At 71.5% G+C, this 26,973-nt stretch carries 23 protein-coding genes and 1 riboswitch; of the genes, 11 read left to right on the top strand and 12 right to left on the bottom strand.

Features of this window, described 5'->3' with window-relative positions; translation table 11 throughout:
* Nucleotides 1-158: 158 nt before the first annotated feature.
* The 6 genes from ADX84_RS00555 to thiO form a co-directional block, all read right to left on the bottom strand.
* The gene (locus tag ADX84_RS00555; protein WP_017546543.1) at nucleotides 159-1,184 is read right to left on the bottom strand and encodes a 6-phosphofructokinase; all 1,026 of its coding nucleotides are present in this window, start codon (nucleotides 1,182-1,184) and stop codon (nucleotides 159-161) included.
* Between the two features lie 152 nt (nucleotides 1,185-1,336).
* Entirely contained in the window at nucleotides 1,337-2,002 is a 666-nt protein-coding gene (locus ADX84_RS00560; RefSeq protein ID WP_049565532.1) for a response regulator transcription factor, read from the bottom strand.
* Between the two features lie 251 nt (nucleotides 2,003-2,253).
* The gene (gene pknB / locus ADX84_RS00565) at nucleotides 2,254-4,233 is read right to left on the bottom strand and encodes a Stk1 family PASTA domain-containing Ser/Thr kinase (protein WP_049565530.1); all 1,980 of its coding nucleotides are present in this window, start codon (nucleotides 4,231-4,233) and stop codon (nucleotides 2,254-2,256) included.
* Between the two features lie 369 nt (nucleotides 4,234-4,602).
* Entirely contained in the window at nucleotides 4,603-5,403 is an 801-nt protein-coding gene (locus ADX84_RS00570) for a thiazole synthase (RefSeq protein ID WP_049565664.1), read from the bottom strand.
* A 3-nt stretch (nucleotides 5,404-5,406) separates the two neighbouring features.
* Entirely contained in the window at nucleotides 5,407-5,619 is a 213-nt protein-coding gene (gene thiS, locus ADX84_RS00575) for a sulfur carrier protein ThiS (RefSeq protein WP_049565523.1), read from the bottom strand.
* A gap of 2 nt (nucleotides 5,620-5,621) precedes the next feature.
* The gene (gene thiO, locus ADX84_RS00580) at nucleotides 5,622-6,827 is read right to left on the bottom strand and encodes a glycine oxidase ThiO (protein WP_082206218.1); all 1,206 of its coding nucleotides are present in this window, start codon (nucleotides 6,825-6,827) and stop codon (nucleotides 5,622-5,624) included.
* A riboswitch (TPP riboswitch) is annotated at nucleotides 6,826-6,936 on the bottom strand. It overlaps the preceding gene by 2 nt.
* 119 nt (nucleotides 6,937-7,055) lie before the next feature.
* Between thiO and ADX84_RS00585 the strand changes: the two genes are divergently transcribed.
* Both ADX84_RS00585 and thiE read left to right on the top strand, forming a co-directional pair.
* Nucleotides 7,056-7,415: an Rv2175c family DNA-binding protein gene (locus ADX84_RS00585; protein WP_026129616.1), complete on the top strand. Its 360-nt coding sequence runs from the start codon at nucleotides 7,056-7,058 to the stop codon at nucleotides 7,413-7,415.
* Nucleotides 7,416-7,481: 66 nt separating this feature from the next.
* Complete coding sequence (thiE, locus tag ADX84_RS00590; RefSeq protein ID WP_049565515.1) at nucleotides 7,482-8,147, top strand: thiamine phosphate synthase; 666 nt, start codon at nucleotides 7,482-7,484, stop codon at nucleotides 8,145-8,147.
* 458 nt (nucleotides 8,148-8,605) lie between these two features.
* On the opposite strand, the gene ADX84_RS00595 is transcribed toward thiE, so the two are convergent.
* The 4 genes from ADX84_RS00595 to ADX84_RS00610 all read right to left on the bottom strand — a co-directional run bounded on the left by ADX84_RS00595 (nucleotide 8,606) and on the right by ADX84_RS00610 (nucleotide 13,222).
* Complete coding sequence (locus ADX84_RS00595; protein ID WP_049565736.1) at nucleotides 8,606-9,577, bottom strand: zinc-binding dehydrogenase; 972 nt, start codon at nucleotides 9,575-9,577, stop codon at nucleotides 8,606-8,608.
* Between the two features lie 139 nt (nucleotides 9,578-9,716).
* A complete protein-coding gene (locus ADX84_RS00600) occupies nucleotides 9,717-10,610 on the bottom strand; it encodes an SDR family oxidoreductase (protein WP_049565511.1) in 894 nt (297 codons plus the stop codon).
* A gap of 68 nt (nucleotides 10,611-10,678) precedes the next feature.
* The gene (locus ADX84_RS00605) at nucleotides 10,679-11,965 is read right to left on the bottom strand and encodes a DUF418 domain-containing protein (protein ID WP_049565508.1); all 1,287 of its coding nucleotides are present in this window, start codon (nucleotides 11,963-11,965) and stop codon (nucleotides 10,679-10,681) included.
* Between the two features lie 171 nt (nucleotides 11,966-12,136).
* A complete protein-coding gene (locus ADX84_RS00610) occupies nucleotides 12,137-13,222 on the bottom strand; it encodes a polyprenyl synthetase family protein (protein ID WP_199776436.1) in 1,086 nt (361 codons plus the stop codon).
* Between the two features lie 256 nt (nucleotides 13,223-13,478).
* On the opposite strand from ADX84_RS00610, the gene metF reads away from it, so the two are divergent.
* The gene (gene metF / locus ADX84_RS00615) at nucleotides 13,479-14,408 is read left to right on the top strand and encodes a methylenetetrahydrofolate reductase [NAD(P)H] (protein WP_049565506.1); all 930 of its coding nucleotides are present in this window, start codon (nucleotides 13,479-13,481) and stop codon (nucleotides 14,406-14,408) included.
* Here metF and ADX84_RS25160 read toward each other — a convergent pair.
* Nucleotides 14,326-14,934 (bottom strand): GNAT family N-acetyltransferase, encoded by a 609-nt coding sequence (locus ADX84_RS25160; protein WP_049565503.1) that lies wholly within the window; start codon nucleotides 14,932-14,934, stop codon nucleotides 14,326-14,328. The genes metF and ADX84_RS25160 overlap by 83 nt on opposite strands.
* A 310-nt stretch (nucleotides 14,935-15,244) precedes the next feature.
* Nucleotides 15,245-15,739, bottom strand: coding sequence for a transcriptional regulator (locus ADX84_RS00625; protein ID WP_013154123.1), 495 nt, complete (start codon nucleotides 15,737-15,739; stop codon nucleotides 15,245-15,247).
* 501 nt (nucleotides 15,740-16,240) lie between these two features.
* Here ADX84_RS00625 and pyrR point away from each other — a divergent pair.
* The 8 genes from pyrR to pyrF all read left to right on the top strand — a co-directional run bounded on the left by pyrR (nucleotide 16,241) and on the right by pyrF (nucleotide 26,955).
* Nucleotides 16,241-16,915: a bifunctional pyr operon transcriptional regulator/uracil phosphoribosyltransferase PyrR gene (gene pyrR, locus ADX84_RS00630; protein WP_049565496.1), complete on the top strand. Its 675-nt coding sequence runs from the start codon at nucleotides 16,241-16,243 to the stop codon at nucleotides 16,913-16,915.
* The gene (locus ADX84_RS00635) at nucleotides 16,915-17,823 is read left to right on the top strand and encodes an aspartate carbamoyltransferase catalytic subunit (protein WP_017546558.1); all 909 of its coding nucleotides are present in this window, start codon (nucleotides 16,915-16,917) and stop codon (nucleotides 17,821-17,823) included. Before pyrR ends, ADX84_RS00635 begins: the two co-directional genes overlap by 1 nt.
* A gap of 109 nt (nucleotides 17,824-17,932) precedes the next feature.
* Nucleotides 17,933-19,234, top strand: a complete 1,302-nt coding sequence (locus tag ADX84_RS00640; protein WP_049565485.1) for a dihydroorotase — start codon at nucleotides 17,933-17,935, stop codon at nucleotides 19,232-19,234.
* 56 nt (nucleotides 19,235-19,290) lie between these two features.
* On the top strand, nucleotides 19,291-20,433 hold the full coding sequence (gene carA / locus ADX84_RS00645; protein ID WP_049565482.1) for a glutamine-hydrolyzing carbamoyl-phosphate synthase small subunit: 1,143 nt from the start codon (nucleotides 19,291-19,293) through the stop codon (nucleotides 20,431-20,433).
* A gap of 15 nt (nucleotides 20,434-20,448) precedes the next feature.
* Nucleotides 20,449-23,757 carry a carbamoyl-phosphate synthase large subunit gene (gene carB, locus ADX84_RS00650; protein WP_049565480.1) on the top strand — a complete coding sequence of 1,103 codons (3,309 nt, stop codon included), beginning with the start codon at nucleotides 20,449-20,451 and terminating at the stop codon, nucleotides 23,755-23,757.
* A gap of 251 nt (nucleotides 23,758-24,008) precedes the next feature.
* Nucleotides 24,009-24,908, top strand: a complete 900-nt coding sequence (locus ADX84_RS00655) for a dihydroorotate dehydrogenase electron transfer subunit (protein WP_049565667.1) — start codon at nucleotides 24,009-24,011, stop codon at nucleotides 24,906-24,908.
* 63 nt (nucleotides 24,909-24,971) lie between these two features.
* Nucleotides 24,972-25,913 carry a dihydroorotate dehydrogenase gene (locus ADX84_RS00660; protein WP_049565670.1) on the top strand — a complete coding sequence of 314 codons (942 nt, stop codon included), beginning with the start codon at nucleotides 24,972-24,974 and terminating at the stop codon, nucleotides 25,911-25,913.
* Between the two features lie 334 nt (nucleotides 25,914-26,247).
* Nucleotides 26,248-26,955 carry an orotidine-5'-phosphate decarboxylase gene (gene pyrF / locus ADX84_RS00665; protein WP_049565673.1) on the top strand — a complete coding sequence of 236 codons (708 nt, stop codon included), beginning with the start codon at nucleotides 26,248-26,250 and terminating at the stop codon, nucleotides 26,953-26,955.
* Nucleotides 26,956-26,973 lie beyond the last annotated feature (18 nt).

Here is a 26,973-nt window from a genome sequence, read left to right on the forward strand (position 1 = left end):
GATACCTGGGGTGGGCGATGGAACGATGCCTTCCAGTATCGAACAATCCCCGGACCGCTCGGTCCATTCCCCGTGTACACGGCATCCGGGTGAGACCCCGGACACGGCCGGGCCCCTCCCTGACGTGGGAGGGGCCCGGCACACGCTATGGTCACGCCCTAGCCGAAGAAGACCTCGGCCTCTTCGTAGCGCTCCGCGGGCACGGTCTTGAGGGTGTCGGTGGCCTCGGCCAGGTCCACCCGCACGATGTCGGTGCCCTGGAGGCCGACCATCTTGCCGAAGGACTTGTCGTGCACCGCCTCGATGGCGTTCACGCCCAGGCGGGTGGCGAGCACCCGGTCGAAGGCGGTGGGGGTGCCGCCGCGCTGGACGTGGCCCAGCACGACCGAACGGGCCTCCTTGCCGGTGCGCCGCTCGATCTCCTCGGCGAGCGTCTGGCCGATCCCGCCCAGGCGCACGTGGCCGAAGGCGTCCGTCTCGCCGGTGGCCAGCTCCAGCTGACCCTCCTTGGCGTGGGCGCCCTCGGCGACCACGATGATGGGCGCGTACTGGGTCTCGAAACGGCTCTCGACGTGCTTGACGACCACGTCCATGTCGAAGGGGCGCTCGGGGATGAGGATGACGTTGGCACCCGCGGCCATGCCCGAGTGCAGGGCGATCCATCCGGCGTGGCGGCCCATGACCTCCACGACCAGGGCGCGGTGGTGCGACTCCGCCGTGGTGTGCAGGCGGTCGATCGCCTCCATGGCGATGTTGACCGCGGTGTCGAACCCGAACGTGTAGTCCGTGGCGTTGAGGTCGTTGTCGATGGTCTTGGGCACGCCCACCACGTTGACGCCGCGGTCGTGCAGCTGGCGGGCCACACCCAGGGTGTCCTCGCCGCCGATGGCCACCAGCGCGTCAACGCCCAGACCGGCCATGTTGTCCTTGACCCGCTCGACACCGCCCTCGATCTTCATGAGGTTGGTGCGGGAGGAACCCAGGATCGTGCCGCCCCGGGGAAGGATGCCGCGCACGGCGGAGACGTCCAGGGGCATGGTGTCGCCCTCCAGGGGGCCGCGCCAGCCGTCCCGGAAGCCGACGAACTCGTATCCGTAGTCCTTGATGCCCTTACGGACCACGGCGCGGATGACCGCGTTCAGACCAGGGCAGTCTCCACCGCCGGTCAGCACCCCGACTCGCATACGACTTCTCCTCGACGTTGGTGGGTGTTCCGGGCGCTGGGCGCCCTATGGTCTAGACCATAGTGGGCGGGGGTAGCCCAGGCCAACCCCGCCTGGAGAACACCATCCGAAACCCCGCGTTACGGCCGCCGTTGGAGGGAGTCTTCACGGAGTCATTCGTCCAGGCCCCGGTCGATGGCGTAGCGCACCAGCTCCACCCGGTTGTGCAGGTGGAGCTTGGTCAGGGTGTTCTGGACATGGTTCTGGACCGTGCGGTGGGAGATGGTGAGACGGCGGGCGATCTGCTTGTAGGCCAGTCCCTTGGCCACCAGTCTCAGCACCTCGGTCTCCCGGGGTGTCAGCTCGGGTGCCCGCTCCCGGCCGTCGTCGGAGCGGTAGTCCTCGGCCGACAACCGCCGGTACTCGCCGAGTACCAGTCCGGCCAGTCCCGGCGTGTACACGGCCTCGCCGGTGTGCACCCGGCGGACGGCGTCGAGGAGCTCCTCCCGCCCGGCCGACTTCACGAGGTAGCCGGTGGCACCGGCCTTGACCGCCGCCAGCACGTCGTCACTCTCGCCGCTGGCCGAGAGCACCAGCACCCGCGGCGGCTCGGGCAGCGCCACCAGCGCCGCGGTCAGCTCCACCCCGTTGGTGTCGGGCAGGTGCAGGTCCACCACGGCCAGGGTGGGCCGGACCGCCGGGGCGATCCGCAGGGCCTTGGCGCCGTCGCCCGCCGTCCCCACCACCTGGAGCCCGGCCTCGGCCAGGTCCCGCGCCACCGCGTCACGCCACATGGGGTGGTCGTCCACGACCATCACCCGGATCTCGTCACCGCTCATGCGGCCGACACTACTAGGGCGTGTTCGGCGGGCACACGCCCTGCTACACGTCGCCCCAGCGGCACTTGCACTGCGTTCTCATCAGTCGACAGCCAAACCCGGGCTGACTCCTTCTTCGGCCTTGCGCCAGCACCACTGGACGCACCGCTCGCGACGGGCAGCACCCACCGAACACGCCCTGACCGCCGCCCCCTCCCGGACAGGGAAGGGGCGGCGGTCATCCGGGCGGCGCGCGGTGGCGCGGAGTCCGGTCAGTCGTCGTCGTCCTCGTCGAGGTCGCCCAGGTCGATCCCGCCGGGAGTGGCGGTGAGCTTGATCTTGGTGCCCTCCGGCGCGCTGCCGGTGTGCGACTGGTGCGCCACCACGCGGCCGCCGAAGATCCGTTCGACCTCGACCTCGAACCCGGCCTCCTCCAGCTCCTTGCGGGCGTCGCGGACGGAGTCGCCGACCACGTCCGGGATGTCGACCTCGGGCGGGCCGCTGGAGACGGTCAGCGTCACGCTGGCCCCGGGGCCGACGTTGGTGCCGGTGTCGGGGGACTGGCTGATCACCAGGCCCTCGTCGATGTTCTCGCTCTCCTCCTCCACGATCTCGGCAGTCAGGCCGAGGTCGCTGAGGGTCTTCTCGGCGTCCTCGCGCTTCTCCCCGGCCAGGCTCGGAACGGGGATACCGCTGCTGACGGTGATGGTCACCGTCCCCTCCCGGTCCGCCTCCGCCCCGGCCTCGGGGCTGGTGGCCAGCACCTCGCCGGGGGCGTTGTCCGGGGAGTCCTGCTCCTCCTGGACGACGCTCTCGTCGTCGAAGCCGAGGTCCTCCATGGCCTTGAGCGCGTTGGCGACGTCGTCGCCAACGAGGTCGGGCATGGACACGTTCTGCGGGCCCTTGGACAGGAACACCGTCACCGTGTCACCCGGGGAGAGGCGGTCGTCCACCTCCGGATCGGTGTCGCCGACCTCACCGGCGGCGGCGTCGTCGCTGTACACCGTGTCGTCGGACAGATCGACCACCAGACCGGCCCCGCGGATCTGCTCGCTGGCGGCCTCGGGGGACAGCCCGATCACGTCGGGGACGGACTCGTAGCGGCCGAGCAGGAACCACCAGCCCGCCACACCCACGACCAGGGCCGTCACGAGCGCCCCGACCACCAGGAGGCGGTTGCGCGAGAACCACGACCCGCCCCTCACGGGGTAGTCGTCGTAACCGTCGTCGTCGTAGTCGTCCCGGCCCAGGTCGGCGCCGTTCATGTCCACGACCATGGTGGCGTTCTCGGTACCCGGACCTGCGCCGCCCGCGATCAGCTGGGGCGCGGTCATGGTGGCGGCCGAGTTGGCCTGCGGGGCCACGGGGGCCAACGGCGCGGCCGGAGCCGAGCCGGTGTCCGGCAGGGTGCGCAGGACCTCCAGGACCTTGGCCAGGTACTGGCCCGCGTTGCTCGGACGGTACCGGGGGTCGCGCTCGGTGGCCTTGGTGACCAGGCCGTCGACCTCGGGCGGCAGGTTCGGCAGGAAGTGCGAGGGACGCGGGACGTCCTCGGTCACGTGCTGGTAGGCGATCGCGATCGGCGTCTCACCGGTGTGCGGCTGGCCGCCGGTGAGCAGTTCGTAGAGCATGATCCCGGCGGCGTAGACGTCGCTGCGCGCGTCGGCGGTGCCCTTCTCGATCTGCTCGGGCGCCAGGTAGGCGGCGGTGCCCATGAGCGTGCCGGTACGGGTCAACCCCTGGTTGGACTGCTCCACCGCGCGGGCCAGACCGAAGTCGGCCACCTTGACCCGGCCGTCCTTGCTGATGAGGACGTTCTCGGGCTTGACGTCGCGGTGCACCATGCCGGCCTGGTGGGCGGCGCCGAGCGCGGCCAGCACCGAGGCCATGAAGTTCAGGGCCTGCTGCGGGCCCAGCCGACCGTGCTCCTTGAGGAGGTCGCGCAGGGTCTGGCCCGGGACGTACTCCATGGCCAGGAAGACGTGTCCCTGGTCCTCACCCTGGTCGAAGACCTGCACGACGTTGGGATGCGAGAGCTTGGCGACCGAGTGGGCCTCGTTGATGAAGCGCTGGACGAAGGTCGGGTCCTGGGCCAGGGAGGGGTGCATGACCTTGAGTGCCAGCCGTCGGTCCAGCCTCAGGTCGTGGGCGACGTAGACCGTCGCCATGCCGCCACCGGCGATCCTTGACTCGACGAAGTAGCGACGGTCCAGCGTCGCGCCTACAAGCGGGTCGGAAGTCGTCATGTCCACGGCGGGATTGTGTCCTTGCTGCGGGGAGCGCGGGCGTTCGCTGCCGGTGGCGCGTACCCGACACCTGGTGTCGATCCGACACGATAGCGGAAGCCGGTGTCAGGTTTGCCCCGCGGTTCACGGTCGCGGCGGCCCTCGTGTCCACCGTCGTGGAGCCGACCGGAGTCGGTTCGGGGCGTTCGCGCCTGGGCGGTATGTGGGTGCGGTGCCGCCGCGCGGCACGCACACCCCTCCCACGGTAGGGGACGGCACCAAACCCGGTTTTCACGGTGTGTTCGAGTGTCGTGACCCCATGTCCAGGGTGGTGTGTCCGCGCAGGCGGCGGCCCCGGCCCCCGGCCCCCACCGTGGCGGTGTCCTCTGGGGACGCTCAGACCACGTCGGGGCTGGACGCCCTGGCGTGGCGCCGGACCGGGATGCGTCCGGCCAGCCGGGCGCCGCGTCCGGCGCGCACGGCGTCGCGCATCGCCGTGGCCATCCGGACCGGCTCCTGGGCGCGTGTCACGGCCGTGGCCAACAACACGGCGTCACAGCCCAGCTCCATCGCCAGGGCGGCGTCGCTGGCCGTGCCGATGCCCGCGTCGACGATCACCGGGACGTCGGCCTGCTCGACGATCAGCTCCAGGTTGTGCGGGTTGCGGATGCCCAGACCGGAACCGATCGGCGCGGCCAGCGGCATCACGGCCGCGCAGCCCAGCTGCTCCAGGCGACGCGCCAGCACCGGGTCGTCGTTGGTGTAGGGCAGCACGGTGAAGCCGTCGTCGACCAGCGCCTCCGCGGCGTCCAGCAGTTCCACCGGGTCGGGCAGGAGGGTGTGCTCGTCGGCGACCACCTCCAGCTTCACCCAGTCGGTGCCCAGCGCCTCGCGGCCGAGCTTCGCCGTGCGCACGGCGTCCACGGCGGTGAAGCACCCGGCGGTGTTGGGCAGCGGGCGGATGCCGTTGCGGTCCAGGACGTCCCACACCGACCCCTGGGTGCCCGGGCTGATCCGGCGCATCGCCACGGTGGTGAGTTCGGTCCCCGACGCCAGGAGCGCCTCCTCCAGGACCTCCAGGGAGGGCGCCCCGCCGGTACCGGTGATGAGGCGGGAGCCGAAGGAGACCCCCGCGATGACGAGCGGGTCCTCCGGGGCGCTTTCCGCGACGGTCACGGACTCGTGCGTCTGTGTCATGGTTCAGCCTCCCTGTACGGCGGTGAGGACGTCCACGCGGTCGCCCGCGCGGAGCGCGGTGTCCGTCCAGGCGGTGCGGCGCACCACCTCGTCGTTGACCGCGACCGCGATCCCCCCGGGGACGGCGCCGTCCCCGGCGTCGGTGAGCGCGCGCACGACCCCGTCCACGGTGGTCGCCGCGCTGTCCCGGGCCTGTCCGTTGATGATCAGTTCCACTGCTACTCCCACGTCTGCTCACGCGTCCATCTGCTGGCTGCGAACCGGCGCGCGTACGGGGGCAGCGCGCCGGTGGTGAGGGCCTCGGCCATGACCTCCCCGGTCACCGGGGCCAGCAGGACCCCGTGCCGGAAGTGCCCGGCGGCCAGGTGTAGTCCGGGGACCCGTGTCGGGCCCAGGAGGGGTTCGTTGTCGGGTGAGCCCGGCCGCAGCCCCACACAGGTCTCGACGACCTCCAGCTCGCTCACCCCCGGGACGAGTTCGCGCGCGTCCCGCAGGACCTGCCAGAGCCCGCCCACCGTCAGGGATGTGTCGTGGCCCAGTTCCTCCTGGGTGGCGCCGACGATCACCTCGCCGTCCGCGCGGGGCACCAGGTAGACGGGGAACCCGCGCACCAGGCCGCGCACGGTGCGGGTGACCAGCGGTGGTTCCCCCGCGGGGACCCGGGCGCGCAACAGTTGCCCCTTGACCGGGCGCAGCGGCGGCACCACGGGTTCGGGCACCCGCACCCGGTCGCCCCAGCACCCGGCGGCGAGCACCACCTGTTCGGCGGGCAGCGCGGAGCCGTCGGCCAGGCGCACGCCCAGTCGCGCCCCGTCGGGGCCGGGGGTGGCGACCTCCTCCGCGTACCCGGAGACCTCGCGCACGCCCGCGCGCTCCCCGGCCCGGGCCAGGGCCAGAAGCAGGGCGCGCGGGTTCACGGAGTGGTCCTCGGGGGCCAGTACCCCGCCGCGCACGCCGGGCGCGAGGGTGGGTTCGAGGCGGCGGCACTCGCGGCTGGTCAGCCGTTGAGTGGGGATGCCCAGGCGTTCCTGGAGGGCGTGCAGGTCGGTGAGGACGGCCAGGTCGTCGCTGTCGAAGGCGACCAGGAGGGTGCCGGTGCGGCGGTGGCCGACGTCGACCCCGCTGGCCTCCTCCAGTTCGGCGACGAAGTCGTCGTACAGGCGCGCGGAGCGCACCCCCATCTCCATCAGCTCCTCCTCACCGAAGACCGCCTCGGTGGCGGGGGTGAGCATGCCCGCGGCGACGGTCGAGGAGGCGCGGGCGGCGGAGGGTTCGGTGACGGGGTCGGGTTCGACGAGGGTGACGGCGAGGCCGCGCTGGGCGGCCCGCCAGGCGGTGACCCGGCCGACGACACCGCCGCCGACCACGACCACGGTAGTGGTGGGATGAATCGTCTTCTGCGGGGGAACGTCGTTGGTGCGCACGGCGCCGTGTTCCACTCCCTTCGCCGGTATGACCCGGATCAGGTTCGTGCGGTCGGAGGCCGCGAGCCTCCCTCTCAGCCGGGTCCACCCGGCTCCCGCGGGACATGTCTGTCCACCCATCCTAGGACAACCCGTCCGGACCGGCCGTGGCGGGGATCTCCCAGGCAGGGAGCCCCCAGGGCGGCGCGATGGTCTCCGGGGCCCGGTCGGGTGTGGCAGATTGGTGAGGTGACACAAAGCGATCGTGAACTCGACGAACTCGTCGGCGAATGGCTGACCCTGCGTGAGGCGGCCGCCCCGCTGGGCGTGAGCCCCAACCGCATCAAGACCCTCATCCGCGAGAACCGCCTGATGGGCGTGGTGCGCGGTGGTGAGCTCTCCATTCCCGCCGCCTTCCTGGACGGCCAGGACCTGGTCAAGGGCCTGCCGGGCACCATCGTGCTGCTGACCGACGCCGGATTCTCCACCGGGGAGGCCCTGCGTTGGCTGTTCACCCCGGACGACACCCTGCCGGGCACGCCGATCCAGGCCATGCGCGAGAACCGGGGCACCGAGGTCCGCCGCCGGGCGCAGGGCATGGCCTTCTGAGCCGTCCACGGCCCGGGGACGCACCACCTCGGTGACGTCCCCGGGCCGTTGGTTATGGTGGGGCGCGTGAGGACGAGCCACGGAACCAGCCTGCGCGAGCGCCTGGACGCATCCCTTCTGTACCTGTGCACCGACGCCCGGGCCGGGAGCGGTGATCTCGCGGAGTTCGCGGACGCCGCCCTGTCCGGCGGTGTGGACATCATCCAACTCCGGGACAAGGGGCTGGAGGCGCGCGGGGAACTGGCCGCCCTGGAAGTCCTGAGGGAGGCGTGCGAACGCCACGGCGCCCTGCTCGCGGTCAACGACCGCGCCGACATCGCCCGCGCGGTGCGCGCCGACGTACTGCACCTGGGCCAGCGCGACTTGCCGGTACCCCTGGCCCGCGACGTCATCGGCGCCGACCCCCTGATCGGCCGCTCCAACAACGACCCCGAGGCCGCCGCGCGATCGGCGGAGGAACCCGGGAGCGACTACTTCTGCGTGGGCCCGACCTGGGCGACCCCGACCAAGCCGGGACGCCCGGCGGCCGGGCTCGAACTGGTGGAACGCGCGGCCGCGCTGGGCACCGACCGGCCCTGGTTCGCGATCGGCGGCATCGACCTGGAGAACGTGGACCGGGTGCTGGACGCCGGGGCCACCCGCGTGGTCGTGGTGCGCGCCGTCACCGAGGCGCAGGACCCGCGAGCGGCAGCCAGCGCCCTCAAGGCCAAGCTCACCGCGCGACTCGCCTGAACGAACACCGACGGCCCCGGGACCCCGCACGGGACCGGGGCCGCTCCATGCCCTGCCCCTCCCAGGGATCGTCCTCGAGCCGGCGACCGCACGGGGCCAGGGCGTGGTTCTCGGGTGCCTTCGCCGACGGCGGCCTGGCCGCCAGCGCCGTAGGAGTTGGTGGGGACGGTGGTGAGCGACGTCGGGGCGGATCGATCCAGAAGAAGGGCCCTGTGTGTCCCCTCTTGGACGCACCGCCGGTGGCGGCGCGGCCGCCATCGATGTGAGCGTCCGTCTCCCCTGCTGTGCGCTGCCACGCGGGCTCCGCGGTGTCGCACGGTGGGACCCGACCGGGTGGCTGTCCGAGCTTCATCGGCGCACAGGCACATCCCGGTGGTGACGCGAGGACACCGCGCCGCAGGCGTCCGTCGAGGTTGGCGGCGGGCGGCGGGCGGGAGGAATGATCCGGTCAGCACGACTCAGGGGACCAGGAGCACCTTTCCCGGCACACGGCGGCCCTCAAGAGCGGCGTGTGCCTCGGCGGCCCGCTCCAGCGGCAGGATCAGCCCCACGTGCGGTCGCAGGTGTCCGGCCCGCGCCTCCTCCAGTGCGAGCCTGGTGAGGTCGCCTCGGTCCGTTCCCGGCCGCGCCTGCATCTCGTTCAGACCCAGGGCGGTGATCCCGCGCCGCTCGGCCTCGGTCGTGTCCACCTCGGCGAACGAGCCTCCGGCCGTGCCGTAGCTGAGGAACCGGCCGCCGTCGGCCACCGCCCCGAAGGAGGCCGATCCCAGCTCACCGCCGGCCCCGTCGATCACCACGGCGGCCCCGGCGCCGCCGGTGATCCCGCGCACCCGGTCCAGCCAGCCCGGCTGCGAGTAGTCCACGGCCTCCTCCGCTCCGAGGGACCGGGCCAGCGCCAGCTTCTCCGCGCCCCGGGCGGCGCCGATCACCCGGGCCCCCGCGAGACGGGCGAGTTGCACGACCAGGCTGCCTGCCCCGCCGGTGGCGGCCAGGACCAGGACCCAGGCATCCGGACCGAAGCGGGCGGCCCGCTCCAGCATCATCGCGGTCGCCCCGTCGACCATCAGGGCCAGGGCGTCGAGGGGGCGCAGCTCCTCGGGGACCCGGAGCAGCCCCTCGGCCGGGACGGTGACGCGGTCGGCGTATCCGCCGTCGTCCGTGCGGGTGAGGACCCGCGTGCCCGTCCAGGCCGGGTCGGTGCCGGGGCCGACCGAGGTGACCCGGCCGACCACGCTACCCCCGGGCACGTAGGGCGGGGCCTGGGGGAAGTGGCCCTGTGCGGCGCCGCTGCGGATCAGGGTGTCGAGGTAGATCACGTTGGCCGCCCCGACCTCGACCAGCACCTCGCCGGGGCCGGGTTCGGGGTCGGGCAGCTCCCGCGTCACCAGGACCTCCGGGCCACCGAACTCGTCCACTCGCACCGCGCGCATCTCCACCACTCTCCTTCGGCGGGGGAGTGTCCCCCGGAGCCAAGACTGGTTCCTCAACGAATGTTGAGGTCAAGGGCCGCCGTCCCGGACAAGGGGAACCGCCGCGCCCGGGGCACGGCGGTGGCGGGGGAGGGGGCGGTCAGCCCCCGACGTGGGAGAGGGCGCTCGGATGGCGGCGCAGGAACCCCTCGATGGACTGCGCCGGGTGCCCGGTCAGGTCGGGAACGACGGGCGAGACCACATCCAGCTCCCCGGCGGCGATGGCGGCGTACGAGGAGGCCCAGCCCTCGATCGCCCACTCGGCGGCCCCGCTCGGACGACGCGATTCCAGGGCCTCCTCCCAGGTCTCGGGCACGTACCGGACGCTCCGCCCGGTCAACCGGCCCAGCTTCTCCACGGTGGCGCCCACCGACAGCGACTCCGGCCCGGTCACGTCGTGTGTCCTGTCCTCCGAGGCCGCCGCCACCACCGGATCGGTCAGCACGGCCGCGGCGACGTCGGCCACGTCGTCGCGCGAGACCCACGCGACCCGGCCCTCCCCGGCCGGGCCGCGCACCACGCCCTTCTCGTCCACCCAACGGGGCAGCAGGTCCAGGTACAGGCTGGGTCTCAGGAACGTGTGGGACACACCCGTCGACCGGATGTGGGCCTCCGTGTAGAAGTGCGTGCGGGCGAACGTGAACGTGGACGCCGGGCCCGCGCCCAGGAACGACAGATAGACGATCCGTGACACACCGGCGCGGACCGCCCCGTCCACGGCGCTCAGATGGGCCTCCACCCGGTCCTCGGACTCCGTCGCCGAGACCAGGAAGAGCGTGTCCACGCCACGACAGGCCTTCTCGAAGGCGGCTGTGTCCTCGTAGACCGCCATCGCCGCGCTGCTCTCCGGGTACTCCGGAGCCCGGTTGATGTCGCGCACGATGAGGCGCTGAGCCAGTCCGAGCCGTGCGATCCGGGCGGCCACACGCCCGCCCAGCGCACCGGTGGCCCCGGTCACCCCTATGGTGTGGTTTGTCATGTGATCGTCGCCCATGGAAACCCATCCTGGGGTACGAGTGTCCACCGGTCGCTGACCGGCGCGCCCCTTTTTGCGCCCCCCGGTCAGGCGCTGGTGCGCTCTTGGTGCTCGTCCGCCCGGGGCGGTCCGGAGGGCTCCGCGACCGCCCTCGTCGAACGCCGGTAGGACAGCTTGCGCAGCAGCACCTCGGCCGGTCCGCGTCGTCCGGCGCGCTCCATGGCGTAGGCGCCCGCCACCGTGACCAGCCACACCGCGACCGCGTACAGGAACATCGTCCACGAGGTGAGGTACGCGGCCAGGCCCAGACCCCACGCGGCCAGGATCGGCGCGCACAGGACGGACTGCGCCAGGTAGGCGCTGAGGGAACGCCTGCCGGTGGCGCCCAGAGCGGTCACCACGACCCCACCGGTCCGGCCGCGCTCCTGGAGGCGGTGGGCGATCAGCGCGATCAGCGCGACGTACCCCAGGCCGCCGAAGAGCCCGGTCAGCATGTGCGGGAAGGCGAGCATGAGGCCCTGGGCGGCGTTCAGGTCCCAGACACCGACCTGGTTCAGCGCCTCGGGGAGGCCGCCGATCCAGCCGACGGCGATGCCGAGGACCGCCACCCAGCGCAGGGCCCGCAGGTTCTGACCGGGCTCCTCCAGGAACCCGCGGCGCGCGGCCCAGAAACCGATCAGGATCGCGGTGGGCACGACCAGGCCCAGCAGTCCCTGGCCGACGCTGACCAGGGGCCAGTTCGCCACCCGGTCCACGGCGGCGGAGGCGATGGACGGGTCACCGATGTTGCCCGCCATCTCGCTGATGTCGAAGCCGCCCGAGCCGCCGTCGGTCTCGCTGACGAACGGCAGGGCCAGGAGGCTGAACGCGCTGACCAACGTCATGAGCGAGGTCAGCACGGCGCCCCACACGATCAGGGTCACGTCCTTGCGCCGGAAGAACAGCCAGCCCAGGACCAGTCCGGCCACGCCGTAGGCGCCCAGGACGTCGCCCATCCACAGCAGCAGGGCGTGGAAGAAGCCGAAGACGATCAGCCACAGGTTCCGGCGGCGCAGCAGGGCGTTGACGCTCCTCACGTCGGCTCCGGCCGCCTCCTGGCGGCGGGCCAGCTGCATCATCCCGTAGCCGAACAGGAACGCGAACATCGGATAGCTGCGCATGTCCACGGCCATGATCGTGAAGAACTGGGCGACGGAGTCCAGGCCGCCCTCGGGGGTGGGATGCATGGTCGGGCCGTTGCTCGGGGCCGCCCACAGGTACCAGACGGTGTTGGCCAGGGCGATGAACAACAGCATGAAGCCGCGCGCGAGGTCGGGCGCCAACGCCCGCTCCGTGGCACCGGTCGGACCGAGCACGGGGGTCTGTCGGGACATGGGGAGGACTCCGGTGTCGAGATGTATCGTGAGTCTCGATTCAATCGGGAGTCAGGCAGAAGCCGCAACAGGTACCAGGCGTGAGAAAACCCCCGAAGTCGCCAGGGTTGACCCCTAGGGGCTTCGAGGGTGAGCGCCGGGGGTGGGTCGGTTCGACCCACCCGAGGCGGATCAGTGCGAGCGTCGCGTGGCCGCCACCACCAGGTCGCCGAGCGGCCCGCGGGCGGACGAGTCCAGCTCGGGGCTCTCCAGGGCGGCCAGCGCCTGGTCCGCGTACTCGGAGACCATCGACTCGCAGGCGGCCAGAGCCCCGGAGGACTCGATCAGGGCGCACATCCAGTCCACAGCCTCCACGGCGAGGTCCGGCGCGCCCAGCAGGCTCCGGAAGCGCTCGGCGTCGGCCGCGCCGGACCGGGCCAGGGTCTCGGCGACGACCAGGGTGCGCTTGCCCTCGCGCAGGTCGTCACCGGCGGGCTTGCCCGTGGTGCCCGGGTCGCCGAAGACCCCGAGCACGTCGTCGCGCAGCTGGAAGGCGATGCCCAGGGGGATGCCGTAGTCGGTGTAGACGCCGGCCAGCTCCTCGTGGCGCCCGGCCAGCGCGGCGCCCAGGTGCAGCGGCCGCTCCACCGTGTACTTGGCCGACTTGTAGCGCATCACGCGCAGGGCGGCCTCGCGGGTGGCGGTGCCCCGCACCTGCTCCAGGGTGTCCAGGTACTGACCGGCCATCACCTCCGTGCGCATCGCGTCGAAGGGGGGCCGCCCGGCCTGGAGCGTGTCCGCTGAGAACCCGCTGCCCTGGTACATCTCGTCCGACCAGGCCAGGCAGAGGTCGCCGATGAGGATCGCGGCGCCCTCGCCGAACCCCTCGCTGTCACCGTTCCAGCCGTGGTCGGCGTGCAGACCGGCCATGCGCTTGTGCGTGGCGGGCCGCCCGCGCCGCGTGTCGCTGTTGTCGATCACGTCGTCGTGGACCAGGGCACAGGCCTGGAGGAACTCCAGGGAGGCCGCGGCCCGCACCATGCGCTCGTCACCGGCGGTGCCGCCCGCGCCGCGCCATCCCCAGTAGGCGAAGGTGGGGCGCAGGCGCTTGCCCGCGGAGACCATCACCTCCAGGGAGTCCATGGCCGGGGCCAGTTCCTCCCCGATCTCCAGGAGCCGTTCGCGGTGCGAGGCGCAGAAGGAGGAGAGTTCGCGGTCCACGTCGGAGCGGATGACGGACACGGCTGAGGTGGCTGAGGAAGATGTGGAGACGGCCATACCCTGCACATTAGCGGCTGGTCCGCGCGAGGATGCCCCGGATCGAGGTAATGGGGTCCGGTCCCGGCAGAGGGGGCGAGTGAGACCCACTTTGCCCATAATGGGAGACAGTGTTGTCCAATGTGGCATTTGTTGTCTCGCATTATGAGAAATGGAGCCGGGTTCCAGTTTTTGTCTCAGAAAGTGGGACGCGGCGTCCGGTTGCGAGGGGGTCTCGCCTAAGGTTGATGCCATGTTGGCTGCACCGACCCGCCCCGTGGCGCCCCGAACCCCGGCTTCCAGGCCGCGTCATATCCGCGACCTCCTCGACTCGGGCGAGCCGATGTTCTCCTTCGAGTTCTTCCCGCCCCGCAACGCCAGGGCCCAGGAACGACTCTGGCGCGCGATCCGCGAGATCGAGGCCCTCGGCCCGTCCTTCGTCTCCGTCACCTATGGCGCCGGAGGCGGCACCCGCGACCTGACGGTGGAGACCACCGAGCGCATCGCGACCGACACCACCCTGATGCCGGTCGCCCACATGACCCTGGTGGACCACTCCGTCGCCGAACTGCGCCACCTCATCGGCCGCCTGGCCGACGCGGGCGTGTCCAACATGCTGGCCGTGCGCGGCGACCCGCCCGGCGACCCCGACGGCGAGTGGGTCCAGCACCCCGCCGGGCTCACCTACGCCGAGGAGCTGGTCCGGCTCCTCAAGGAGAGCGGCGACTTCTGCGTCGGAGTGGCGGCCTTCCCCTACAAGCACCCTCGCTCGGCCGACGTGGAGGTCGACACCGACCACTTCGTGCGCAAGTGCGAGGCCGGGGCGGACTACGCCATCACCCAGATGTTCTTCGACGCCGACGACTACCTGCGCCTGCGCGACCGGGTGGCCGCGCGCGGCTGTGAGGTGCCGATCATCCCCGAGGTCTTCCCGGTGGTGAAGCTCGCCTCCATCCCGCGCTCGGAGAAGCTCTCCGGAGCCCCGTTCCCCTCCGCGCTGGCCGAGCGCTTCCAGCGGTTCGGCGACGACGAGGAGGCGGTGCGCGCCTTCGGGATCGAGCACGCCCAGCGCATGTGCGAGCGGCTCCTCTCCGAGGGCGCCCCGGGCATCCACTTCATCACGTTCAACCAGTCCACGGCCACAAGGGAGATCTACCGCGAGGTCGCCGGGCACCGGGTCCGAGGAGCGGCAGCCGAGCGGCCATGATCGAGAAGGGCTGGTCGGGGGAGCCGGGGAACGAGAAGGACTCCAGCACCTCGACGAACCCGCACGAGCGGTAGAGGTGGCGCGCCGCGGTGGGTCCCGTACGGGTGGACAACACGGCGGTGCGCTCCGGCCTCCGCGCGCACAGCGCGTGCAGCAGGGAACGGCCCAGTCCCCGGTTCTGCGCGTCCGGGAGCACGTGGACCTCGGCGATCTCCAGCGGGTCCGTCAGGTACCGGCGCGCGTGCCGTGAGCGCCCATGCAGTCTCAGCCCCTCGGTGACGACGTCGTGCCACCACTGGCCCTCGCGGCCGTGGAAGGCGTAGGCGAAGCCGAGGGGTCGCTCGCCGTCCATGGCCACCACGCAACCGAACCCGGGGTAACCGGCGTGGGAGGCCATCACGGCGGCCCGCCCGGGGAGCTGGTCGGGCGGTGGGCGCATGGCCGCCTCGTAGATCTCCAGCAGGGCGGGCACGGAGTGGGTGAAGGCGGGGGGAGCGAGTTCGCGTAACTCGGTACGGGCTGCCACGCCCCCACACTAGGGCGTGTCCACCGGTCGCCGCTGGTCCTGGCGTGCGCCGTGCGCGCCGCTCCTTGACGAGTCCCCCGGGTGGAGTGTTAACTGTGCTCTGTCGAACACGAGTTCGACTGGCTCCGTCGGTTCGTCCGACGGGGCACGGCGCGGCCGGGTCGGGGAGGGGAAGCCCCTGCCCGGCCGCGTGCGTTCACGCGGGAGCGCCGTGCGGCGTTCCCGTGTCCGGACACACTGAAGGCCGGGTGTTCCCCCAAGGGGGCACCCGGCCTTCTCCCGTTCCGGGGGTTCCCGGAGCCGGAGATTCCTAGAAGGCGTCGACTGCGCGACGCGCCTCGGGGTCGAGGACGCCCCAGTTGATGAGTTCCTCGGTCAGGTCGCCGGGCGACTTGTCGTAGATGACCGCGAGTGAGCGCAGGTCCTCCTGACGGATGGACAGCACCCGCCCGTTGTAGTCGCCCCGCTGGCTCTGGATGGTGGCGACGTAGCGGGAGAGCGGGCCCGCCTTCTCCTGTGGGAGCTGCTGCATGCGCTCCAGATCGATGACCAGCTTGGGTGTGGGCCCAAGGGGTGTGGGGGCGGCGCCGCCGGGCAGCAGCTCCGACATCGGCACCCCGTAGAAGTCGGCCAGTTCGGCCAGCTTCTGAACGGTGACGGCACGGTCACCGCGCTCGTAGGAGCCCACCACGACGGCCTTCCAGCGTCCGTGGGACTTCTCCTCCACCCCGTGAAGGGACAGGCCCTGCTGGGTGCGGATGGCACGCAGTCGCGCACCGAGGGACTTGGCGTATTCGGATGGCATTTTCTTGTCGCTCCCGGCCGTGACGGTGGCTGGCGTGAGTGGGGAGACGTCCGCTCGTACTCGGCGGGCCGCCTGAGCGGTCCAGCGGATGGTCACGGGGTGCAACCCCACCCGGTAGTGGTTACAGACAGTGACGGTAGAGGGGGGCTGGTGTCCAGGTCAAGCTGTTGGTGTGAAACGCGACTAATCAGTGGCCAAACCGTGCGTAGGTGAGACGCCTCTCATTTTGGGAGAAGTGGGGGCGAGTGGGGCACGCACGGAGGGCGGAAAGCCCGTCCCTACAGGGAATTTCGCGTTTCATCCGAATGGTGTGCAAATCCGGAGTGTCATGATACGGATACTCTTAGCTGGGCAATCATCGACGGTCTTTGTGATCAGCATCACACTGACAGTCTCGGAGCGTGGAACGCGCCAGAGGGCCTCACCGTCCGCGCTGGTAGCGTGGCTCCGATCGACATCCTTTAACGACCTGTTCTGTGAGGCAGGGAAGGGGTCACTACTTTGCGTGCGCGAAAACCAACCAGGGGTGACACGGGTACTGGTGTCCCCGCGCCCTCACCCGAGGTACCGGAAACCCCCGACGTACCCGAAGGCACCAGAGCCGTCCTCGACGGCAACGAGATCAACCGGGCCCTGACCCGCATCGCCCACGAGGTGCTCGAACGCACCAAGGGCGGCGAACACGTCACCCTCCTGGGCATCCCCTCACGGGGCGTACCGCTCGCCGAGCGCCTGGCTCGCCGCATCGAGCGTGTCGAGGACCTCAGCGTTCCCCACGGCTCGCTCGACATCACGATGTACCGCGACGACCTGCACCTGGCCCCGGCCCGCGCCCTGGGCCGGACCGCGATCCCCACGGGCGGCCTCGACGACCGCGTGGTCGTCCTCGTCGACGACGTCCTCTTCTCCGGCCGCACCGTCCGTGCCGCCCTCGACGCCCTCGGCGACCTCGGCCGCCCCCGCGCCGTCCAGCTCGCCGTCCTCGTCGACCGGGGCCACCGCGAACTCCCCATCCGCGCCGACTACGTGGGCAAGAACCTGCCCACCTCCCTGCGCGAGAGCGTCACGGTCCTTCTGTCCGAGACCGACGGCCAGGACGCGGTCCTCCTCGGTCCCTCGAAGCCGCGCTCCGGCGCGGTCGCGACCTCGGCCGACACCAAGGAAGGGGACGCCTGATGCGCCACCTGCTCTCCACCGGCGACCTCAGCCGCGACGAGGCCACGCTCATCCTGGACACCGCCGCCGAACTGGCGCAGGTCGGGGACCGCTCCGTCAAGAAGCTGCCCACCCTGCGCGGGCGCACCGTGGTCAACCTCTTCTACGAGGACTCCACGCGCACCCGGACCTCCTTCGAACTGGCCGCCAAGCGCCTGTCCGCCGACGTCATCAACTTCTCGGCCAAGGGCTCCAGCGTCTCCAAGGGCGAGAGCCTCAAGGACACCGCGCTCACCCTCCAGGCCATGGGGGCCGACGCCGTGGTCATCCGGCACAGCGCCTCCGGCGCCGCCCACCGCCTGGCCCACTGGGTGGACGGCTCCGTCCTCAACGCGGGCGACGGCACCCACGAACACCCCACCCAGGCCCTGCTGGACGCCTACACCATGCGTGACCGCCTGGGCCGTCTCGACGGCCTGCGCGTGGCCGTGGTCGGCGACATCCTGCACAGCCGGGTCGCCCGCTCCAACGTGCTGCTGCTCACCACCCTGGGCGCGCACGTCACCCTGGTCGCGCCGCCCACCCTGCTGCCGGTCTCGGTGCACACCTGGCCGTGCGAGGTCTCCTACGACCTCGACGAGGTCCTGCCCAAGTCCGACGTGGTCATGATGTTGCGGGTCCAGGCCGAGCGCATGCGCGACTCGTTCTTCCCCTCCGTCCGCGAGTACAGCCGCAACTACGGCCTCGACGGCGAGCGCCTGGGCCGGATGCCCTCCGACGCGATCGTCATGCACCCCGGTCCGATGGTCCGCGGCATGGAGATCTCCGCCGAGGTCGCCGACTCCCCGCGCTGCACCGTCACCGAGCAGGTCGCCAACGGTGTCAGCCTGCGCATGGCCGTGCTCTACCTGCTGCTCGGCGGCTCCTAGGAGCACCGGCCCCCGAACACGCGAGAGCCGCCGGAGCGAGCCGCGCTGTTCGGGGCCCCGCCCAGGCCGCCCCACGAAACTCACGAAACACGAGAAAGCCGACACCCTCATGCCCGAAAACACCGGACCGTACCTGATCAGGGGCGCCCGCCCGCTCGGCGGTGACCCCGTCGACCTGCTGTTCGTCGACGGCCGTATCGCCGGGATCGGCCCGGACCTGGAGGCCCCCGAGGACGCCCTGGTCGTGGACGCCACCGGTCTGGTCGCCCTGCCCGGACTCGTGGACCTCCACACCCACCTGCGCGAACCCGGCCGAGAGGACGCCGAGACGGTGGCCTCGGGCTCCCGCTCGGCCGCGATGGGCGGCTACACCTCCGTACACGCCATGGCCAACACCGACCCCGTCGCCGACACCGCCGGAGTGGTCGAGCAGGTCTGGCGCCTGGGCCGCGAGGCCGGGTACTGCGATGTGCGCCCCGTCGGTGCCGTCACCGTCGGACTCGCCGGTCAGCAGCTCTCCGAGATCGGCGCCATGGCCGACTCCGCCGCGCAGGTCCGGGTCTTCTCCGACGACGGCATCTGCGTCTCCGACGCCCTGCTGATGCGGCGCGCCCTGGAGTACGTCAAGGCGTTCGACGGCGTCATCGCCCAGCACGCCCAGGAACCCCGCCTGACCGAGGGCGCCCAGATGAACGAGGGCTGCGTCTCCGACCGCCTCGGCCTGCCCGGCTGGCCCGCGGTCGCCGAGGAGGCGATCATCGCCCGCGACTGCCTGCTCGCCCAGCACGTCGGCTCGCGCCTGCACGTGTGCCACGTCTCCACCAAGGGCTCGGTCGACATCATCCGCTGGGCCAAGGCGCGGGGCTGCGACGTCACCGCCGAGGTCACCCCCCACCACCTGCTCCTCACCGACGAACTGGTGGAGGGCTACGACCCGATCTACAAGGTCAACCCGCCCCTGCGCACCGCCGAGGACGTCCAGGCGCTGCGCGAGGGACTGGCGGACGGCACGATCGACATCGTCGCCACCGACCACGCCCCCCACCCCGCGGAGGCCAAGGAGACCGAGTGGTCCAACGCCGCCATGGGAATGGTCGGGCTGGAGACCGCGTTGGCGGTCGTGCAGCGCACCATGGTCGACACCGGCCTGCTCACCTGGGCCGAGGTCGCCGATCGCATGTCCACGGCACCCGCCCGCATCGGACGGGTCAGCGGACACGGCCGTGAGCTCACCGTGGGCGAGCCCGCCAACGTCGTCCTGTACGACCCCGCGGCGCCGGTCGACGTCGACGGCGCGGCCATGGCGTCCAAGAGCGACAACACCCCCTTCCGGGGCATGACCCTGCCCGGTCGGGTCCGCGCCACGTTCCTGCGCGGCGCGCCCACCGTCCTGGAGGGGAAGATCAATTGAGTACACCGAACGCAGTGAACGCCCAGGCCGAGCCTGGTGCGGCAGAGGGGGAAAACGTGTCCGAGGAGACCGGCGGTCCGGCGATCCTGGTGCTTGAGGACGGTCGTGTGTTCCACGGCCGCTCCTTCGGCGCCACCGGCGAGACCTTCGGGGAGGCCGTCTTCAACACCGGGATGACCGGCTACCAGGAGACCCTCACCGACCCCTCGTACCACCGCCAGATCGTGGCGATGACCGCCCCGCACATCGGCAACACCGGGGTCAACGACGACGACCCCGAGTCCGGCCGGATCTGGGTGGCGGGCTACGTCGTCCGCGAGCCCGCGCGCATCCCCTCCAACTGGCGCGCCCAGCGCACCCTCGACGAGGAGCTGCGCCGCCAGGGCGTGGTCGGCATCGCGCTGACCGGCACCCGGGCCCTCACCCGCCACCTGCGCGACCGGGGCGCCATGCGCGCGGCGGTCAGCAGCGTGGAGAGCGACCCCAGGGCGCTGCTCGCCCGCATCCTCGAGCAGCCCCGCATGGCCGGTTCCGACCTCGCCGCCGAGGTCAGCACCGAGGCCGCCTACGAGGTCCTGCCTCCCCAGGGAGTCGAGACCCGCCTCCATGTGGCCGCCGTCGACCTCGGCATCAAGGCCATGACGCCCCAGCGGCTGGCCGAGCGCGGGTGCAGGGTCACGGTCCTGCCCGCCACCGCCGCGGCGGTGGACATCCTCGCGTTGGACCCGGACGGCGTCTTCTTCAGTAACGGCCCCGGAGACCCCGCCACCGCCGACCGCTCGGTCGACGCCATGCGCGGGGTCCTGGACGCCGGGAAGCCGCTCTTCGGCATCTGCTTCGGCAACCAGATCCTGGGCCGCTCCCTGGGCCTGGGCACCTACAAGCTGCCCTTCGGCCACCGAGGCGTCAACCAGCCGGTCATCGACACCCGCACCAAGAAGGTGGCGATCACCAGCCAGAACCACGGCTTCGCCGTGGACGCCCCGCTCGACGCACCCTTCGACACCCCCTACGGCCGGGCCGAGGTCAGCCACATCGGCCTCAACGACCAGGTCGTCGAGGGCCTGCGGCTGCTGGACCGACCCGTGTTCAGCGTCCAGTTCCACCCGGAGGCCGCCGCGGGCCCCCACGACGCGTCCGAGCTCTTCGACGAGTTCGTCGACCTGATGTCCGCCCAGCCCGCACCGGCTGCCAAGTAGTAAGAGGAACAGAGCATGCCGCGCCGTAGTGATCTTTCATCCGTCCTCGTGATCGGCTCCGGCCCGATCGTGATCGGGCAGGCGGCCGAGTTCGACTACTCGGGCACCCAGGCCTGCCGTGTCCTGCGGGCCGAGGGCCTGCGGGTCATCCTGGTCAACTCCAACCCGGCCACGATCATGACCGACCCGGAGATCGCCGACGCCACGTACGTCGAGCCGATCACCCCCGAGATGATCGAGAAGATCATCGCCAAGGAGCGCCCCGACGCGCTCCTGCCCACCCTGGGCGGGCAGACCGCGCTCAACGCCGCCGTCGACCTGCACGAGGCCGGGATCCTGGCCAAGTACGACGTCGAACTGATCGGCGCCAACATCGACGCCATCCAGTCCGGCGAGGACCGCGAGGTCTTCAAGGGGATCGTCGAGCGCATCGGCGGCGAGTCCGCCCGCTCGCGCATCTGCCACGACCTCCAGGAGTGCCTGGACGCGGCCGAGGAACTCGACTACCCGGTCGTCGTGCGCCCGTCCTTCACCATGGGCGGCGCCGGTTCCGGATTCGCCCACAACGAAAACGAGCTCCGCCGCATCGCGGGCCAGGGCCTGGCGCTCTCCCCGACCACCGAGGTGCTCCTGGAGGAGTCCATCCTCGGCTGGAAGGAGTACGAGCTGGAGCTGATGCGCGACACCAACGACAACGTCGTGGTCGTGTGCTCCATCGAGAACCTCGACCCCATGGGCGTGCACACCGGTGACTCCATCACCGTGGCCCCGGCCATGACCCTCACCGACCGCGAGTACCAGAAGCTGCGCGACATCGGCATCGCGGTCATCCGCGAGGTCGGCGTGGACACCGGCGGCTGCAACATCCAGTTCGCCGTCCACCCCACCACCGGCCGGGTCATCGTCATCGAGATGAACCCCCGGGTGTCCCGCTCCTCGGCCCTGGCCTCCAAGGCCACCGGCTTCCCGATCGCCAAGATCGCCGCCAAGCTGGCCGTCGGCTACACGCTGGACGAGATCCCCAACGACATCACCAAGGAGACCCCGGCCAGCTTCGAGCCCACGCTCGACTACGTGGTCGTCAAGGTCCCCCGCTTCGCCTTCGAGAAGTTCCCCGGCGCGGACCCCACCCTCACCACCACCATGAAGTCGGTGGGCGAGGCCATGGCCATCGGCCGGTCCTTCCCCGAGGCGCTTCAGAAGGCCATGCGGTCGCTGGAGAAGGCCGGTGTCGGCCTGACCTGGGCCGGGGACCCCGGCGACAAGGACGAGCTCCTGCGCCGCTCCGCCCAGCCCACCGAGCACCGCCTCCGCCAGGTCCAGCAGGCCCTCCGTGCCGGTGCGACCGTCGAGGAGCTGCACGAGGCCACGAAGATCGACCCGTGGTTCCTGGACCAGATGCTGCGTCTGGAGGAGACCGCCCGCGCCCTGGCCAGCGCGCCCAAGCTCGACGCCGCCCTGCTCCGCGACGTCAAGGGCCTCGGCTTCTCCGACGTCCAGATCGGCGAGATCACCGGCAGGCCCGAGGACGTCGTCCGCGAACTCCGCCACGCCCTGGGCATCCACCCCGTCTACCTGACCGTGGACACCTGCGCGGCCGAGTTCAAGGCGGAGACGCCGTACCTGTACTCCAGCTACGACGAGGAGACCGAGGTCCCCACCGGAGACCGGCCCAAGATCATCATCCTGGGATCGGGCCCCAACCGGATCGGCCAGGGCGTGGAGTTCGACTACTCCTGCGTCCACGCCTCCTTCGCCCTCTCCGAGGCCGGGTTCGAGACCGTCATGGTCAACTGCAACCCCGAGACCGTCTCCACCGACTACGACACCAGCGACCGGCTCTACTTCGAGCCGCTCACCCTGGAGGACGTCCTGGAGGTCGTGCGCGCCGAACAGGCCGCCGGACCGGTCGTCGGCGTCATCGTCCAGCTGGGCGGCCAGACCCCGCTCGGACTGGCCCGCCGCCTCAAGGACGCCGGGGTGCCCATCATCGGCACCAGCCCCGAGGCCATCGACCTCGCCGAGGACCGGGGTGAGTTCGGCAGGGTCCTGGCCGAGGCCGGACTGCCCGCGCCCAAGTACGGCACCGCCTACTCGTTCGAGCAGGCCAAGGTCGCCGCTGACGAGATCGGTTACCCGGTCATGGTCCGCCCGTCCTACGTGCTGGGCGGCCGGGGCATGGAGATCGTCTACAGCGAGCGGATGCTCGCCGACTACATCGAGCGCAACGCCGAGGTCAGCCCCGAGCACCCGGTCCTGATCGACCGCTTCCTCGACGACGCCATCGAGATCGACGTCGACGCCCTCTACGACGGCAAGGACCTGTACCTGGGCGGCGTCATGGAGCACATCGAGGAGGCCGGCATCCACTCCGGCGACTCGGCGTGCACCCTGCCCTCCATCACCCTGGGCAGCGAGGACATCGAGCGCATCCGCTACTCCACCGAGGCCATCGCGCGGGGCACCGGGGTCCGGGGCCTGCTCAACGTCCAGTACGCGCTGGCCTCCGGAGTCCTCAACGTCCTGGAGGCCAACCCGCGCGCCTCCCGCACGGTCCCGTTCGTCTCCAAGGCCACGGCCGTGCCGCTGGCCAAGGCCGCGGCGCGCGTCATGGCCGGGAGCAGCATCGCGGACCTGCGCGCCGAGGGCATGCTGCCCGCCAAGGGCGACGGCGGCGACATGCCCGCCGACGCCCCGGTGTCGGTGAAGGAGGCCGTGCTGCCCTTCAACCGGTTCATCAACAAGGAGGGCGAGGGCGTCGACACCGTCCTTGGCCCCGAGATGCGCTCCACCGGTGAGGTCATGGGCCTGGACACCGGGTTCGGCCCGGCCTACGCCAAGTCCCAGCTGGCGGTCAACGGAGACGTGCCCACCCAGGGCAAGGTGTTCGTGTCGGTCGCCAACCGGGACAAGCGCTCGATGATCTTCCCGGTCAAGCGCTTGGCCGACCTCGGCTTCGAGATCCTGGCCACCGAGGGGACCGCCGTGGTGCTGCGCCGCAACGGCGTCCACGCCACCGTGGTGCGCAAGCACAGCGCGGGCACCGGACCCAACGGCGAACGCACGATCGTGCAGCTCATCCACGACGGCGGAGTGGACCTGATCGTCAACACCCCGTTCGGCAGCGCGGGCCAGTCCGGTCCTCGTCTGGACGGATACGAGATCCGAACCGCGGCCATCTCCCGCGGGGTGCCCAGCGTCACCACCGTGCAGGGCCTGGCCGCCGCCGTGCAGGCGATCGAGGCCCGCGTTCGCGGCGACCTCGGGGTGCGCTCCCTCCAGGAGCACTCCCAGTCGCTCACGGAGAGCCGCCGGAACTCCTAGGCTGTAGAAGTCCGGGTACCGCCGGGCCGACCTCCCGCAGCAAGTGCGGGACGAGTCGAGCCGTCGGCGAGGAACGAGCCAGGCGTGGACGAGGATGCTGTGCTCGCCTCAACCCACATCCCCGGCAGTTCCGGGTACCCGGACACGGGCTGAAGCGGAGCGGAGGCCCACAGCAGGCACTGTCCGGGTGCCGCGCGAACCGCGCGGCACCCGGACAGTGAAGCCGAGTTCCAGAGAGGCCACCACCAGACATGAGCGACAACGGACCGGTGCAGACCAGGTGCCCCGTGCTGAACGTGCGCAGGGTGGACGCCTACTACGCCATCACCGTCGTCGCACCGGGCATAGCCGAACGGTTCCGTTCCGGGCAGTTCGTCTCGGTGGCGGTCGGCGGGGACCACTCCAGCACGCTGCTGCGCCGTCCCTTCGCGATCCACGACGTCAAGCCGGACTACGGCGGAACCGTCGAGTTCCTGTTCGCGGTGCGCGGCACCGGGACCGCCTGGCTCGCGGAACGAAGATCACGCGACCTGCTCGACGTGGTGGGCCCGCTCGGGCGGCCCTTCCCCCTGCCCCGTGACCCCGTCAACTGCGTGCTCGTCGGCGGCGGGTCCGGGAGCGCGCCGCTGTTCCCGCTGGCGCAGTCCCTGCGCAGGCGCGGCTGCCGGGTGGACTTCGTGCTGGGCGCGGCCTCCGCCGATCGCGTGTTCAGCGCCATCACGGCCCGCCGCATCGCGGAGACGGCCGCCTTCACCACCGACGACGGCTCCTTCGGCACGCGTGGACGGGTCACCGACGTCCTGGGCCGCGTGATCGAGGAGGCCCGTTCGGACGCGGTCTACGCCTGTGGCCCCATGCCGATGCTCAGGGCCGTCACCCAGGTGGCGGGCACCCACGGCGTCCCGGTGCAGGTCGCGGTCGAGGAGACCATGGCGTGCGGGATCGGGATCTGTATGACCTGCGTGATCCCGGTGGTGGGCGAGGACGGCATCACCCGGATGGTGCGCTCCTGCGTGGACGGCCCCGTGTTCCGGGGCGAGCAGGTGCGTTTCGACGACGTCGGGTCCATCCCCTTCGACGCCCTGGGCGCCCCGGGGTGGAAGGGGTCCAGCGCGGCCCGTGCGGCGGAGTCGGCCCGCGACATCGCCTGACCCATCAGAGCCATGAGAGGGCCCGGCGCGGTGCCGCGCCGGGCCGCGAGCGAGCGAAGGCCAGTGAACGCAGACCTCAGGACCAGGCTCGGCTCCCTCCAACTCCCGAACCCGGTGGTCACCGCCGCCGGGTGCGCGGGTTCGGGGCGTGAGCTGTCGCAGTTCTTCGACATCGGGGAGATCGGCGCGGTCACCACCAAGTCGTTGATGTTGGAACCGCGTGCGGGCAGACCCGCCCCGCGCATGGCGGAGACCCCCAGCGGGATGCTCAGCACCACGGGCATGCAGGGCCCGGGGGTGGACGTGTTCCTCCAGCGGGACCTGCCCTGGCTGCTCTCCAGGGGAGGGCGGGCGATCGTCTCCATCGCGGGGTCGGGCGTGGGTGAGTTCGGTGAGCTGGCGCGGCGCGTCTCCGAGGCGGAGGGAGTGGGCGCCATCGAGGTCAACCTGTCCTGCCCGAACCCGGCCGACCCCACGGGGCGGTACTTCGCCGACGACGCCGCCCAGGCCGCCACGGTGGTGCAGACGGTGCGCTCGCACGCCCGCTCGGACGTGCCGGTCCTGGCCAAGCTCGCCGCCGACGTCCCTGACGTCGTCGAGCTGGCCAGCGCCTGTGTGGCGGCCCGCGCCGACGGGCTGACCATGATCAACACCCTGCGGGGGATGAGCGTGGACACGCGCACGCTGCGCCCGGCGGTGGCCGGGGGGATGGGCGGGCTGTCCGGTCCGGCGATCCGCCCCCTGGCGGTGGGGTGCGTCTACCGGGTGCACGAGGCCTTCCCCGAGGTGCCGATCGTCGGCGTGGGCGGGGTGCGCACCGGTACGGACGTCCTGGAGTTCATGGCCGCCGGTGCCAGCGCGGTGGCGGTGGGGACGGTCAACTTCTCCGATCCGTCCGCCTGCACGCGGGTGCTGCGGGAGTTCACCGAGGCACTGGACGCGCGCGGCGTCTCCAAGGTCTCGGAGGTGGTGGGGGCCGCCCACCGTCCCGGAACGGGACTGTGACCGCCCGTTCACACACCCGCAGGGGCCCCTGACCGGCCTGAACGGCGCTGAGATGGCTCTGTGTGCCCGAACGCGTGCTGCGGGGATACGTGGGTGGGTTCGCGGAGAACGTGCGCCTACGTCCGTTTGAGCGGCCGTTACGGGGAAGTGACGCGGGTTGGGCGCATGAAGCGCCCGATCCGGGGAACCGCACACCATGGTGGTGTGCACATGACAGCGAACGTGCATCGGCTGGTGCGTGTGTAAGCACGGGCGTAAGTACGGACGTAAGGCACGAACGGATGTTTTTCCGGCACCGGCCCGGCGCCGGTGGCACACGATTGGAGATACCGACATGACCGCGCCCTCAGCGCCCATCGCCGTCGCGATCGACGCCAACGAGATCGAGACGGCGGCCACCTGGGCCTCCGCGGTCGCGCCACACGTGAGCACGGTGAAGGTGGGGCTGGAGCTCTACCTGCGCTACGGCCCCGACGTGATCAGTGCCGTGCGGGGCGCCAACCGGGTCGGGGTCTTCCTCGACCTGAAGCTCCACGACATCCCCGCCACGGTCGCCGGGGCGGCCCGTTCGGTCGCGGGACTGCGGCCCTCGATCCTGACCGTGCACGCGTCCGGGGGAGCGGACATGGTCCGCGCGGCGGTCGAGGCCGCGCCGGACACCAGGATCGCGGCGGTCACGGTGCTCACGTCCATGAACGAGGCGGACCTGGAGCAGGTGGGGCTGCTCGGTCCCTCGCGGGACGCGGTGCGGCGCCTGGCGGTGCTCGCGGTGGGCGCGGGCGCGCGGGCGCTGGTGTGCTCGCCCCAGGAGGTCGCGATGGTCCGTTCCGAGGTGGGCCCGGACGTCACGCTCATCACCCCGGGTGTGCGTCCGGCCGGGGCGGACCTCGGGGACCAGTCGCGGGTCGCCACCCCCGAGGCGGCGATCGAGGCCGGGGCGGACCTCCTGGTCATCGGACGACCCATCACCCGTGCCCCGGACCCGGGTGCCGCGGCGGCCTCGATCGCGGCGGCCGTGCGGCGCGCCGGGGCCCGTGTCTGAAACCCGGGGTCGGGTCCG

Source organism: Nocardiopsis sp. SBT366 (genome assembly GCF_001083815.1).
Classification (GTDB): domain Bacteria; phylum Actinomycetota; class Actinomycetes; order Streptosporangiales; family Streptosporangiaceae; genus Nocardiopsis; species Nocardiopsis prasina.